This is a genomic window from Pseudobacteriovorax antillogorgiicola, from assembly GCF_900177345.1.
GTDB classification, from domain to species: domain Bacteria; phylum Bdellovibrionota_B; class Oligoflexia; order Oligoflexales; family Oligoflexaceae; genus Pseudobacteriovorax; species Pseudobacteriovorax antillogorgiicola.
Genome location: NZ_FWZT01000002.1, coordinates 404,473 through 416,912, shown reverse-complemented (window position 1 = coordinate 416,912; position 12,440 = coordinate 404,473). Strand labels below are relative to the sequence as shown.

At 48.7% G+C, this 12,440-nt stretch carries 14 protein-coding genes; 4 read left to right on the top strand and 10 right to left on the bottom strand.

Annotation, left to right across the window (positions count from 1 at the left end):
• Nucleotides 1-77: 77 nt before the first annotated feature.
• Nucleotides 78-506: a hypothetical protein gene (locus B9N89_RS04210; protein ID WP_132315032.1), complete on the bottom strand. Its 429-nt coding sequence runs from the start codon at nucleotides 504-506 to the stop codon at nucleotides 78-80.
• Between the two features lie 341 nt (nucleotides 507-847).
• Here B9N89_RS04210 and B9N89_RS04205 point away from each other — a divergent pair, with 341 nt between their 5' ends.
• Nucleotides 848-1,063: a hypothetical protein gene (locus B9N89_RS04205; protein WP_132315034.1), complete on the top strand. Its 216-nt coding sequence runs from the start codon at nucleotides 848-850 to the stop codon at nucleotides 1,061-1,063.
• A 39-nt stretch (nucleotides 1,064-1,102) separates the two neighbouring features.
• Here B9N89_RS04205 and B9N89_RS04200 read toward each other — a convergent pair whose 3' ends face one another.
• From B9N89_RS04200 to B9N89_RS04180, 5 genes are read right to left on the bottom strand one after another with little or no spacing between them, the layout of a single operon-like run.
• Nucleotides 1,103-1,396, bottom strand: a complete 294-nt coding sequence (locus B9N89_RS04200; RefSeq protein ID WP_132315036.1) for a hypothetical protein — start codon at nucleotides 1,394-1,396, stop codon at nucleotides 1,103-1,105.
• A 3-nt stretch (nucleotides 1,397-1,399) separates the two neighbouring features.
• The gene (locus tag B9N89_RS04195) at nucleotides 1,400-2,032 is read right to left on the bottom strand and encodes a hypothetical protein (RefSeq protein ID WP_132315038.1); all 633 of its coding nucleotides are present in this window, start codon (nucleotides 2,030-2,032) and stop codon (nucleotides 1,400-1,402) included.
• Between the two features lie 3 nt (nucleotides 2,033-2,035).
• Nucleotides 2,036-2,338: a membrane protein insertase YidC gene (locus B9N89_RS04190; protein WP_132315040.1), complete on the bottom strand. Its 303-nt coding sequence runs from the start codon at nucleotides 2,336-2,338 to the stop codon at nucleotides 2,036-2,038.
• 2 nt (nucleotides 2,339-2,340) lie between these two features.
• Nucleotides 2,341-2,793 (bottom strand): cytochrome c-type biogenesis protein, encoded by a 453-nt coding sequence (locus B9N89_RS04185; RefSeq protein ID WP_132315042.1) that lies wholly within the window; start codon nucleotides 2,791-2,793, stop codon nucleotides 2,341-2,343.
• Nucleotides 2,790-4,787, bottom strand: a complete 1,998-nt coding sequence (locus tag B9N89_RS04180) for a heme lyase CcmF/NrfE family subunit (protein WP_132315044.1) — start codon at nucleotides 4,785-4,787, stop codon at nucleotides 2,790-2,792. Before B9N89_RS04180 ends, B9N89_RS04185 begins: the two co-directional genes overlap by 4 nt.
• A gap of 253 nt (nucleotides 4,788-5,040) precedes the next feature.
• Here B9N89_RS04180 and mtaB point away from each other — a divergent pair, with 253 nt between their 5' ends.
• Nucleotides 5,041-6,375 carry a tRNA (N(6)-L-threonylcarbamoyladenosine(37)-C(2))-methylthiotransferase MtaB gene (gene mtaB, locus B9N89_RS04175; protein WP_234996062.1) on the top strand — a complete coding sequence of 445 codons (1,335 nt, stop codon included), beginning with the start codon at nucleotides 5,041-5,043 and terminating at the stop codon, nucleotides 6,373-6,375.
• A 128-nt stretch (nucleotides 6,376-6,503) separates the two neighbouring features.
• Nucleotides 6,504-6,668, top strand: a complete 165-nt coding sequence (locus tag B9N89_RS31235; protein ID WP_159455133.1) for a hypothetical protein — start codon at nucleotides 6,504-6,506, stop codon at nucleotides 6,666-6,668.
• Between the two features lie 4 nt (nucleotides 6,669-6,672).
• Here the strand turns inward: B9N89_RS31235 and thiI are convergent, their stop codons facing one another.
• Nucleotides 6,673-8,115: a tRNA uracil 4-sulfurtransferase ThiI gene (gene thiI / locus B9N89_RS04170; protein ID WP_234996068.1), complete on the bottom strand. Its 1,443-nt coding sequence runs from the start codon at nucleotides 8,113-8,115 to the stop codon at nucleotides 6,673-6,675.
• A gap of 199 nt (nucleotides 8,116-8,314) precedes the next feature.
• Between thiI and B9N89_RS04165 the strand changes: the two genes are divergently transcribed.
• Nucleotides 8,315-8,827, top strand: coding sequence for a DOMON domain-containing protein (locus B9N89_RS04165; protein ID WP_132315050.1), 513 nt, complete (start codon nucleotides 8,315-8,317; stop codon nucleotides 8,825-8,827).
• Between the two features lie 17 nt (nucleotides 8,828-8,844).
• Here B9N89_RS04165 and B9N89_RS04160 read toward each other — a convergent pair whose 3' ends face one another.
• From B9N89_RS04160 to B9N89_RS04150, 3 genes are read right to left on the bottom strand one after another with little or no spacing between them, the layout of a single operon-like run.
• Nucleotides 8,845-10,320, bottom strand: a complete 1,476-nt coding sequence (locus B9N89_RS04160) for a biotin--[acetyl-CoA-carboxylase] ligase (RefSeq protein ID WP_132315052.1) — start codon at nucleotides 10,318-10,320, stop codon at nucleotides 8,845-8,847.
• Nucleotides 10,321-10,328: 8 nt separating this feature from the next.
• A complete protein-coding gene (nadC, locus tag B9N89_RS04155; RefSeq protein WP_132315054.1) occupies nucleotides 10,329-11,174 on the bottom strand; it encodes a carboxylating nicotinate-nucleotide diphosphorylase in 846 nt (281 codons plus the stop codon).
• A gap of 49 nt (nucleotides 11,175-11,223) precedes the next feature.
• On the bottom strand, nucleotides 11,224-12,399 hold the full coding sequence (locus B9N89_RS04150) for a response regulator (RefSeq protein WP_132315056.1): 1,176 nt from the start codon (nucleotides 12,397-12,399) through the stop codon (nucleotides 11,224-11,226).
• Between the last annotated feature and the right edge of the window lie 41 nt (nucleotides 12,400-12,440).

The following is a 12,440-nucleotide window of genomic DNA, read 5'->3' as shown; positions in this document are numbered from 1 at the left end:
GCTAAGGGCCTTTTTTCTAATGATTACGGAGCTTCGATAGACGTATCTTTCCACCTGTGGACATTATTTTCCTACTTCTACCGACATTTCACCTTGATTGAGACTTTTCGATCATCACCTTTGAATTGGAAGCTCGTGCGGCCAATTTCTTCGCCTCTGGAAAAGGATTCCAAGCTAGCAACATACCAATCTTTCTTGAGGTATACTTTGGCTGAAAAAGTCTTTTTTTGCAGTTGTTGCGCGAACAGTTGCTTATCTTTGCTATGTATCTGAAACTCAAGATCAGAGTAAATAGTGGGTGTCTGACAGTGGGCATCAAGCAACTCTAATGTCAACTCAGCATCGAACATTTGTCCAACCCATTGCTCAACATGCTCTAATTGATCAGAAGGAGCTTCTTTATAGGGATCAGTGATTTGCTTTTTATAAGTCGGATTTCCTGTGTACCAAGTCCAGCAAGAGGTTTGAAATAGAAGAGCAATCATACCAAGAGTAAGACGAATCATAGAACTAATTCCCCAGTAAATATAGCAATATCCCCTATCCAAGCTCAGAAAACAATCGTATCGATACCTTTGGGATATTTTTTAGTTGGTCTAATCGGAAGTTTTTTCAATAAATTTAAGGGCTATTGCAGGACAAAGGCATGTTTTTAGCAGGTTGCCTAAACTCTCAGCTGCATGCCTTCCCCCCTGGAATCGCGAAAGTACAGCCACCTACTTTGTTCACTCACAGGACCTTTAAAAACTCTTTTTGACGCACTTTATCGAAATAGTCGCAATAAATTGACAAATCCGGGGTCACAATACATAAGTCTTAAAGCAAACTCTCATGCAGGAGAACTCGGGTGAAAAAACAGTCTAAGTCTGCTCCAAGTCCCTTGCCGAAGGTCATGAAGTATGGTGGTTTTCTGGCAGTATTTTTATTGCTTATTACCCAGGACAAACTTTCTACCCACCTGAGCTACCCCATGAATCTCATGGAATATGAACTAGACCCGAGCCACTGCGCTTTAACTGCCTTAGGTTTGTTGTTTGTCTATGATTTGAGTCAGAGGCGTTAGCTTAAGGAAACCCCGCGAAAGACCCGGTTTTAAGATTGATTAGGATCGCGGCTTAAATCCCATCTTACACTTCAGACACGAGTTTTCCTCGCGTCCGCAGCTTGGACAGATGCGGATCACATTGGGATCAGATGCGTCCCGTTCAGAGTCTTTTGGAAAGCTCTTCTTTTCTTTCTTATCTGGAAAAAGGAAGAGAGTGATGTGCTTCACCGCAAAGTAAAAGAGCACAAATGGCGCTAAGACCTTGGCTACTGAAAGAATGGCTGGCAGGCCGCCGCGAGATGCAAAGAAGACCAAAAATGCGGCAAGAGCAGCCGTTACCCACCAATTCAAAATCTAAACCTCGCTTGTTTGTTGCGGACGGGTCACGTAAGCAAGGCCAAAACATGCAAGCAACATGACCAGAGCTGCTACCCAACCATACATCCAAAACTGAGAGCGGCCGACATGCACCCCTTGGACTTCGACGCTAATCGTATCCCCGGCTTTAAGGTCGTAGAAGTGATACTTGTCATAGCGCTCGCCGGAGGTTCGCTTATTGGTGACCATCCCCTCACCAACGACGGTCACATCACCAGAAGTCATTAAGGAAAGCTCACCAACATCCATCGGCATCGTCAGTGTAAGCTTACCGCTACCACTGCTAGCAGGCGTCTTAAAACCGATGGTGTGGACGTTATCACCTGGTTTAAAGGCTTTGGTGAATTCCACACCACCCTTCTCGCCAAGGCTGAACTGAATCCCTTGAAAGCCTTCTTGAGCCTGCCAATCAACAGTTTCTTCTGGGAGAGCTACTTTGAAATTGGCAGTAGTTTCGTCTTCATTGTCATTTCTCACCATAAACATATACTGGCCCCAAACCGCATCAACGCCACCATGAAGCACGTAGATGAACTTGGGAACAACGGCTACGTCTGCCATCGCCAGGCCGCTGAGGGCCCAAATGATGAAAGCTTGCAACAATCGCATTGATTAGGCCCCTTTTTCTGATTGGAGAGTCTGAAGGTGTTTGAGGTAGTCGAGGCGTCTAGCAGCATCGATATAGCGAGTGGTCAAGAACCGCTTTCGACTTTGCCACACTCCCTCGCTGATAAGCTTCTTACGATGCGCCTCTTCATCTTCAAGATAGCGCTTCAGCAATGACTGCTTGATAGCCTCCAGTTTTTCAATGGAGTTCACCGATGAAGCATCTTGCAGTCTTTGTCCCCTAGCTATAAAAAAGGGCAAAATCAAGAATGCTACCAAAATGACGACAACAATAATTGCGAGTCCCATGATTACCCCTTACTCATCCGTTCCAGAGCCGACTTCATTTCTTCCACAATCTTCTCATCCGATCGCACGCCGAAAGTGTCAACCGTCACCTTTTTCCGCCATACACTGGCCCAGATTATGATGGGACCAAGAAACAACATAGCGATAGGTACAATCCAAGCCACTATGTTGAAACCTTCTTTGGGAGGCTCGCGCAAGATCCAAGGCCCATAGCGCTCGACGAAGAACTCAAGGATCTCATCCTTCGATCGGCCCTTCTCCATCTGCTCTTTGACCTGGTCCTTGATCTGCACCGAAAATTTTGCATCTGAATCCAGAACACTGAGGCCAGTACAAGTAGGGCAGCGAAGTTCACCAGCAACATCTTTAAAGTTCAAGTCATTGTCACTTAATTGAGACTCTTGTCCGAAAGCGAGAGACGCCACGAACCACACACTAAGAAGCAGTTTCTTCATGCCTTTACCTCCCAGTTACCAGCAACAACATCTCGGGATTTGTTACCTCGATATAGATCGAATAGGCCGATGAAACCTCCCACGCACATGATCGTAATCGCCCACCACACCATGCGAACAGTAGGATTGATGTTGATTGCAAAGGTCACTTGCTTGCCTGAAGCTCGATCGAAATCCACAAGAACAAGATAGACATCGTTCCAGAAGTCTCCCTCGATGCCAATTTCATTAAATGTTTGGTCTGGCTTGGTTGGATAACGACTCTGTGCCGGCTCCACAGTTCCTATGAGTTGGCCATCTTTTTTCACTGTCACCGGAGTCCAGAACAAGGTGGCATTTTCATCTTTTTTGATCTGGACGCCCTGATCCAAAGTAAACTCGTAGCCAAAGAGCGCTGTAGTTTCACCTTCATTCAAGGTAACTTTTTTCTCAAGACCACGGTAGTTGCCGAGGAAGCCCATAATAGCAATCATGAGGCCCATGTGAGCTACGAAGGCACCTAGATAGGCAAGGTTTCGGTCGAAGAATAGCTTCATATTAAATCTGAGGTCTTTCAACTTCACATAGAAGTCTCCACACAGGCAGCCTATGGCCCAAGACGTCAGATAGAATCCTATCAGCTGGGCCCAAAGATTCCAGTTGGAGCGGGTGGCCATGACATCACCCATGTACACAAAGAAGGCGGTCAGAGGAATAGCAAAGACCACTGAGCCGAAGATAATTTTCTTGCCATATGGAATCTTTCCACTCTGGAAACGCATCAGGTTCCCCACAGCTATCATGACAACGAACCCTAAACCTATCCAAGGCGCGAAAGCATTAAAGTAAGGTGCCTGTACAGAGATTCTTTGCCCTGTCATCCATTCTGAAACAATGGGGAACATGGTTCCAATAAATACAATGGCTGCAAAGGATAGCAGCAAGAACTGTGTAATCACAAGTGCCGACTCTTTGGAGAATCCCCAAACCTTGTCTGTTTCTGCTGGCAGAATCGATGGCGCACGCCAGACAAAAACTGAGATACATATAAACATGACCCCTGAAAGGTAGATAAGATAATTTTCACCAATCGGTGACTCAGCAAAGGAGTGGACAGACGAGATAATCCCAGACCGCGTGATGAAGGTTCCGAAGTAGCACATAAAAAAGCCAAGGATGGCCAGGATGATACTCAAACGCTTGAGATGCCCTAGTTTATCCTGAACGAGGAGAGAGTGCAGAAGGGCGGTCGCCATCAGCCAAGGCATGAAGCTTGAGTTTTCAACAGGGTCCCATGCCCAGTAACCAGCCCAGCCTAACTCAACGTAGGCCCAGCGGCCACCGAGCGTGATCGCTGCCGTCAAAAGAATCCAGGAGAACAGCGTCCATCGCCGAACTGTCTTGTTCCAGCCCTGTGTAATATCCCCATAGCCAAGAGCAGCCATGGCGTAGGCAAAGGGAATAGCCAGGCCAACGTATCCCAGAAAGAGCATAGGGGGGTGAATGGCCATGTAAGGGTTCTGCAGAAGCTCGTTCATTCCTCGCCCATTGGGCGGTGCTGGTAGCTGCTGGGCGAAAGGATCGGAGTGAGTGATCGCAAGATAGAACATCCAAGCAAGGACAGCCTGTAGAGACGCTGAGACCCATGGCATGATATGCTCGTTGTCTTTGGAATGAGTCCAGATTGCGACGAGTCCGACTAGCGCAAGCATCCAAGTCCAGATCAAGTGCGACCCCTCTAGCGAAGACCAGAACGCGGTGATCGTGTAGATAGCGGGGAGATCATTGCTCGAATTTTTCATCACGTAGAGAAGGCTGTAATCTCTTTGCTGAAACGCATAGAAAAGCATACAGCCCGCGATGGTCACCAGCACTGACGTGGCTGTCAGAGCAAACTTTGAAGAGAGGTACAGGCCTCGATGCCGCCAGTAGGCTGCCACGATTGCCGATAAGGTGCCGTAAATACTTGTGATACAGCAAAGAAAAATGAAAAAGAAACCGTAATTCGCTAACATAAAATCTCCCAAGCCCTTTAAATCTAAGGGATTTGATGACCCTATTGTAACCTAGCCCGCGGTGATTACCAAGAAAGCTCCTGATGGCATCAGGTTTAAATCATTGATTTAATTTCTAAAAGACTTATCTTGCAAAATAAGCCATTTTTCCGTAAAACTCAGAAATCTCGGTAACCCCGATGCCGTATCGGATTCGGGCCCAAAACCCCAAAGTGACTGCCACAAAGGATTTCACTCTATGCAAAGAGTCTACGTGAAAACGTTGGGTTGCAAAGTTAACACATATGATTCGGACTCTCTGGAAACCCAATTCCGTGAGAAGGGCTACCATGTCGTTCATGACCCCAAAGATGCTGATATCTCGATCCTCAACACCTGCAGTGTTACCGAAAATGCCGATAAAGAAGCCCGCTACCTTCTACGGCGGTTCAAGCGAGAGAACCCAGAAGCCCTCATCGTAGCCACGGGATGCTATGCCCAAACTGATTCCCAAAAACTACTCGGCATGGACGATGTCGACTTAGTCTTCCCCAACCAGGTAAAAGATCGCGTCGCTGATGTCGCTGACCAACAGCTTCAAATAAAAAAGCAAGGACAAGCACTCACCGCTCCTAGGATACCTGAGGATGTGAAGCCTGTAAGCAATAACCGTCAAGGTCACTTCAAATCATCTTTAAAAATGCTAGCCGCCGACTCAAATAAGACCCGCGCATTTTTAAAAATCCAAGATGGCTGCAATGGCTTTTGCAGCTATTGCCTGATTCCCTATGCCCGGGGTGCTTCCCGTAGCGTACGTGCTGATGAAGTGAAAACGGAGGTCCGCCGCTTGATTGACCAAGGTGTCAAGGAAATCGTTTTTACTGGCATCCACATCGGTGACTACGGCGCAGATTTTGACCAGGCTCCTACTCTAACTCAACTCATCGCTGAATTATTTTCGTGGCCAGACATGGTTCGGTTACGAATTTCGTCCTTGGAACCCCGAGAACTTCCAGAGGAACTCTTAAAAGTACTCGCCCAGCGCCCTGAGCTCTTCTGCGACCACTTTCATCTACCACTACAAGCCGGCCACGATCGCATTCTGAAACATATGAGGCGAACCTATACCAGCGCTCAGTATGCAGAGACGGTTGCCATGGCCCGAGAATACTTCCCGCGCGCCAACTTTGGTGCTGATGTGATTCCCGGTTTCCCAGGAGAAAGTGACGAGGAGTTTCAAGCAACAGTGGACTTCATCCGCAAAACAGGCTTGAACTATCTTCACGTCTTCCCCTATTCAAAACGCCCCAATACAGCAGCAGCAAAGATGCCTGATCATCTTGATGGCAGCGTTGTGAAGGAACGCTCAAGGACTCTCCGAAGTCTCTCAGAAGAGCTAAAAGAATCTTACGTCCGAGGTTTCTTCAATGAGACTGTCTCGGTCCTTTGGGAGAAAGATCTGGACCGCTCTGGCCGCCGAGTTGGGCACAGTCTCAACTATTTGGATGTCGTCGCTCCTGCGGGCTATGAAGCGATTCCAGGAACCATCGATCAGGTGAAAATTAAAGGTTTTGTCGAAAACCACCGCGTCTTAGGGCTTCCTCAATAATCACAGCCATAGTGGCCTGTGATGTCTGATAGATTCTGAGTTCAACTTGGTTATGGTTAGTATTAGGCAGAATATGCTGACCTATCAAGCCTCCGTCCTTGCTATGATCAAGGCAAAGAGGAGGCTCCATGACAAGTAAAGTACAAACAGATATCGAAAAGCTAGAGGAACGTGACTGGTTTGACTTTGGCAAGGGGCCCGAGCTTGTCGTCGCCATCACACGCTTTGATAACGATACTGCTTGGGTCCTCACTCAGGATGGCGAATACACCATACCCACCGCTCCGCGATAGCTGCCTAGGCTTTTTTCTCATACTTCATCAAGCCACGAGCGCCTTTTTCAAAGCTATAGGCTTCAAACCCCGACTTTTGCATCAGCTCAGCAAGAACCGCCGTCTGCAACCCAAATGGACAAACCAGAACATATCTTTTAGTTTTATCGAACTGCTTATAGGCTACGGCAGCTGTGGCAAGAGGCAAGTGTAAGGCACCAGGATAATGCCAAGCACGATACTCCATCTTATCCCTGGTATCGATAATCACTGTATCGCTATCAATTTCCTCGGTGAAAAGGTACTGAGTCATGAGCTCTTTATTGCTTAGCTCAGCAACCCGGATAGTATTAAAGCGATCGAGAACCTCATCCACCAAACCTTCCGGCAGTTTGCTTTCCTGCTCATCAAGTTGTGCTACCGAGGTGGCCGTCACAGGTTTCTTATTATTCAAAGCGCAGTATTCTTGAATATGCTCACAAAGGAGATAGGTACCAATGTCTCGGGCGATGTCTAGAATCTCTTCCTTATCAAAGCTGATCAATGGCCTCAGTATTAACTTGTTGGAAACGGCGTCAATGGCAGCTAGATTTGACAAAGTCTGTGATGACACCTGACCCACTGCTTCACCTGTAACAAGAGCATGGGCTTTGGCATGATCCGCCACCCGGCTACAGCAACGATAAAACAAGCGCTTTAAAACAACCTGAGAATAGTGAGGACTCACATGTTCATCAATAGCCTTGACCACAGGAGAAAAATCGAGCACATGAACCTTAGGCCTTGTGCCATGAGACCATCTCTCACAAAGGCCTTTAACCACTGCAAGCACGGATCGCTCGTAGGCACCGCCAGCAAGGTTGCAAAACACATAGTCTAGGGACACGCCCCGTTTCATCATGCGCCAGGCGGCGACAGCGGAATCAAATCCACCAGAGATCAGACACAGAGCTTTACCTTGGGAGCCTAATGGCAGACCACCAGGGCCTGGCAGGCGGTTGGTAAAGATGTAGCTACCGTGCTGGGTCATCTCTACTTCCACCTTAAACTCAGGTTTCGTAAGGTTCACTTTTAGAGCATGGGGCGCGAGGCGGGCTCCAATCAAACGCTCAGCTTCGTGGGATGTAATACCCTTCACAGCTCCAGACCGCTTCACGCGAACACAAAACGTCTTGCCAGCAACAGCTTCTGTATAGTGGCTTAGAACCAAATCCCCAATGACATCCACTTGGCTTTCGCACTCATGTTCAATGGGTGAGACAGATCCCACACCAAAGATCCGAGTCAATATCGCCACTCCTTCTTCAGAGTCAAGCTCTACCATCAGGCGGCTCCAACGCTCGTCGATGTGGTGTTGAATGCTCGCGGCTTCGAGAGCGTCTTCAATGTTACGAATCAAGGTCCGAAGGAACCGGGCTTTGATCTTGGGCGTCTTGATGTTGATTTCTGGGGCCACACGGACTAGCACCTTGAGCAACGGTCTTCCTCCTTCTGCGCTCGAAAGGCTGGCAATATGCCACAGGAACTGGCAGATTTGAAGCATATGGTCGGGAAAATATAGGAAAATCTGTACGATTCCTGGCATCCTTGAAGGAACTCAAGTATTTTCAGCTAATTACCTAGCAGGGATGCTAGCGAGCTTGCTTTATTTTCTCATGAGGGCAGCGATGAAATTTGATCTTCAGGCATTTCATACCCCTAGTCAGTTTCGAGTAGGGGGTGCTGTCGAGCTGCAAGACTCGGAGTGCCTCCTGAATCTTGACATCAGAGGACCAGTAGCCACACTAGACTGGGAGCGACCAGACGATCGTAGGCAAGCTTTCATCACCGACCTCTGGCGAGGAACCTGTTTTGAACTCTTTTTTCAAGCCGAAGACGGTCGCTACTGGGAGTGGAATATTGCCCCACACGGAGCATGGGCATGCTTTAGCTTTTCATCCTACCGCACGAAAACTGGCGACTTAAGAGACATAGAGCACCCGCGCCTTCAAATCCAGAAGGTCAGAGATCGTTGGCAAATCGCTATCAAGCTATGCCCTACACTGCCTGTCAAACTCTGCCACCGTCTTGGCATCAGCAGCGTCTTGAGGCATGGCACCACCACTGAGTACTTCGCTCTCAGTCACCCTAGTTCACAGCCAGATTTTCACGACCCCAGGAGCTTCGTCAACTTATTCTGACATGATGACTGGAACCCTTAGCCACCTCGGGCTAAGATCCCCATACCTTCAACAATCAAGGTCTCGTCATAAGGAACTTGCAACAGCTCTGCCACACGCTGACCTTCCCCGCCGGTGACGATCAGATTCCAGTCAAGATCGTAACGTTCTCTTAGAGCCTCGATGAGACCTTGAATCGTGTATACTGCGGCCCAAATTGCCCCCAATTTCATGGCTTCTCTGGTGTTCGTACCAAGGATTCGATCGCTGCGCCAAGCTTTATCCCCATAGGATTGAATCATTGGTAGTTTCGCAGTATTCTGATGAAGCGCTGTCAAAGAGGTTTGAAGCCCCGATAATATCCAGCCACCCAGATAGCGTTTGCTATCATCCAAAACTTCAACTGTGCTGGCAGTCCCCATACTAAACGCGATGTGGCCCACTCCCAAAGTCCTATCGCGAGCTGCCAAAGATTCGGCAATAGCCACACGATCAACGCCGATATCATCAAAGGCATAGGCATCAAAGTTCACCCGAACCGGTCGCTTTTTCAATGGAACCATGATCAAACCTAGCTTGAGAAGCCAAGACTTCAGCCCATCACTTATCTTGGTGACAGCCCCAAGATGAATGGGCCAGGGCGTTTGGGGCAAATAGCTTTGGATATCAGCTATCTGCTCTGCTGAAGGGCTTTGTAGGTAATCAAGATACCAGATTTTTGTAGCTTGCCCATGGTGTAGAATTGCAAGTTTCAGGCTGGTATTACCGGCATCACCAATGCAGCAAGAAGCATTTTCATCCTGGTAGAGCCAACGATAGCTGTGGTGACTATGATTGATGGTTTGCAGGTGACTTGTCTTCAAGTCTCTTAGAACCAGAAAGCCATCGTCGCTAAGCTGCTCTTGTTGCCCCCACTGTCCTCGGTCATCACACCAAATTTGCTGATACTCAATAAGGTAGGCATCCAAGTCAAAGAGAGAAAAAGGCTGGCATAAGCCATCGAGAAGATACTGCCCCAAGCGCCTCGCGGCATCACCCACAACGATTCCGTCTAGAGTGCAGTGTTCACCTAGGCTTGTGGTTCCTTGGTCCACCACAGGTGGAGTTTCTAGATTTAAGCCAACTCCAACAATAAATGGCCCCCAAGAGGTGCCATCCGATTGGCTTTCACAAAGAATGCCGCCAAGTTTCCTTGCACCGAATAGAAGGTCGTTGGGCCATTTGATCGTGAGTCGAAGCTGAAAGGTTTGCCACACCCAAGCAGCCACCAAGTACGCTGTTTTTAGGGGAAGTAAGCCGTGGTCTTGCTTGGGAATCCGCTCTTGGCTAAGGGCCAGACTAAGGTAGATGTTGCCAGCAGGGCTGGTCCACGTTCGCCCCGTACGCCCACGTCCGGCACTTTGGGATGTGGAACTCACCAGAAATGGCGGCATTTTTCCCTGATCAAGTTGGCGCTTCACCTCAGTTGAGGTGGAGTCAATTTCTGGAATATGAATATGCTCAATCGGCGCCATAAGACTGCCTACTGCAGGTCGAACAAAAGGCTGAGATCAGACCAGCGAGCACTGTGGATGATAGCACTGGTGGAAACAAAGTCCACACCTGTGGAGGCTACTTCTTTAATGTTGCTAATGCGAACGTTACCTGAAGCTTCCAGCAGCGCCCGGCCATTAACGAAGGCAACAGCCTGCTTCATTGCTTCAGGACTCATATTATCGAGCATGATAATGTCAGCACCAGCTTCGATAGCCTCTTGAACTTCATCTTGGTTGGTGGTTTCCACTTCAACCTTGATCGTTGGGGGAAGGCTTTCGAGCAAACTGGAAACTGCGGCCTTGATGCCACCGGCAGCTCTAATGTGATTTTCTTTAACAATCACCCCGTCGCACAAACCAAAACGGTGGTTGCGCGCACCGCCTACAACAGTGGCAAACTTCTCAAGAATCCTCAGGCCAGGAGTGGTTTTTCGGGTATCGAGAAGCTGAGTACGGGTACCTTCTAGTTGGCTAACAAACTCGCGGGTGATGCTAGCAATACCGCACATGCGCCCCATCAGGTTTAGAGCCACACGTTCGCCTTTCAGGATCGATCGGGCACGACCACTGATTTCCATCATTGTCTGGCGGTTGCTCAAGGCTTGGCCGTTTTCGACTTTGATCTGCACATCGAGGCTCGGATCGACTTTGAGAAATACAGCGCGAGCCACATCCATCCCGCAGGCGATGCACTCTTCTTTGGCAATAATTTTTGCGCTGGAAAATTTATCCGATCCCACACAGATATCTGTAGTCCAATCACCGTATCCCCAATCCTCTTCCAAGGCTCTTGAGATAATAGGATCGAGTTGTATGGCGTGTAATTCGTGCATTTGCCCCCTCCTAAAAGCGTTCTACAAAGGGACTCTGCGGGAATTGCTACTAATTGTCAATCAAGAGTCTGGATTTCTCGGAGGTCAGCTTTTCGAGCTCTGCAGAGATCACTTCCCGTGCTATTTTGGCGAAGTGCCGCTCGCAATAATCCTCAACCGTCTCACGCACGACTTTGGCGAGTTCGTCTCGCCAAAAGGGCTCCATGAGACCTTGAATTCGCTCCCGATCCTCGTGTTCATCGGAGTCGCTAGACCCTCCTCGGTAAGAAGGGTCGATGCCGTAGCTCCCCTCTTCTGGCATCATTCCCATTGACGCGGAAGATGGAGCGGAGCCGCCAAACTCTTCTGGAGGCGGTGGTGGAGGGCTGAAACTTCCTTCCATTGCAAGGGGATTAAAACTCGATTCGGGTTGATCATCAAATTCGCCTCCTGATTCCTCAAACCTTCGGCTAGTGGCGTTGGTTTCAGGGTAGTCATCACCATCATCGGGGCTATTGGGGTGAGTCTCATACTCACCTTCTGACTCCATAGCGTCATCGTTGGTATATTCGTAGTCTTGCTCTGTGGATTCTAAGTCGCGACTCGCAGTTTCCGCAGGCTCGGCAAAATCACCAAAGGATTCATCGTCATCCAAGTCGATTTGTGTGGTGAACCTTGGCCCATCTGTCTCCGGGTTTTGTGAGATAGGAGGGGGAGGAGGCGCTGACATTGTCGACGGGGGCACTGACGAATCTGAAACAGGTGGCGGGGGCGGTAGCGTGTCATCTAAATTCATTGCCACTCTGTTAGGTGGAACGGAAGTCTGTGCGAGAGCCGGGGGCGGTGGAGGAACTCCGTGTTTTTCATCCACCTGCCGCGACAGCTCTCGCCCCAATGCATCCCAGGCTGAGCGAATCAACTCTGATGCCTCAAAAGGTTTTTGTAGAAAATACTCAAAGCCGCAGTCCTCGAAAGCACTCCGATCGATACCATCGTAACTGCCGATGAGAATCACAAAAGGCACGTGATTGAGCTTATCCTGCAGGTTGCGGTAATCGTCTGCCCCTTTGATCCCTGGTAAAGACGCATCAGCAAATATCAATGAAGGGGACTGATTGTTCGATTCGTTGATGGCTTCGATGTAGCTATTGGCAACAGATATTTCAACGTCGAAGGGAGCAAACGCAAGTTGCACCACTTTCTGGATCGTCGACGAATCATCAATGACTAGGAATCGCTCAGACATATTCACCTCCTCCCCTAGTTTAACAAAAAAATGGGACTTGG

Coding starts and splice junctions, on each gene's coding strand:
- B9N89_RS04180 (WP_132315044.1), bottom strand. CDS start 4,787: ATGTTAGCGAATTACGGTTTCTTTTTCATTTTTCTTTGCTGTATCACA.
- B9N89_RS04190 (WP_132315040.1), bottom strand. CDS start 2,338: ATGGGACTCGCAATTATTGTTGTCGTCATTTTGGTAGCATTCTTGATT.
- B9N89_RS04160 (WP_132315052.1), bottom strand. CDS start 10,320: ATGGCGCCGATTGAGCATATTCATATTCCAGAAATTGACTCCACCTCA.
- B9N89_RS31235 (WP_159455133.1), top strand. CDS start 6,504: ATGACAAGTAAAGTACAAACAGATATCGAAAAGCTAGAGGAACGTGAC.
- B9N89_RS04210 (WP_132315032.1), bottom strand. CDS start 506: ATGATTCGTCTTACTCTTGGTATGATTGCTCTTCTATTTCAAACCTCT.
- B9N89_RS04185 (WP_132315042.1), bottom strand. CDS start 2,793: ATGAAGAAACTGCTTCTTAGTGTGTGGTTCGTGGCGTCTCTCGCTTTC.
- B9N89_RS04150 (WP_132315056.1), bottom strand. CDS start 12,399: ATGTCTGAGCGATTCCTAGTCATTGATGATTCGTCGACGATCCAGAAA.
- nadC (WP_132315054.1), bottom strand. CDS start 11,174: ATGCACGAATTACACGCCATACAACTCGATCCTATTATCTCAAGAGCC.
- B9N89_RS04195 (WP_132315038.1), bottom strand. CDS start 2,032: ATGCGATTGTTGCAAGCTTTCATCATTTGGGCCCTCAGCGGCCTGGCG.
- B9N89_RS04165 (WP_132315050.1), top strand. CDS start 8,315: ATGAAATTTGATCTTCAGGCATTTCATACCCCTAGTCAGTTTCGAGTA.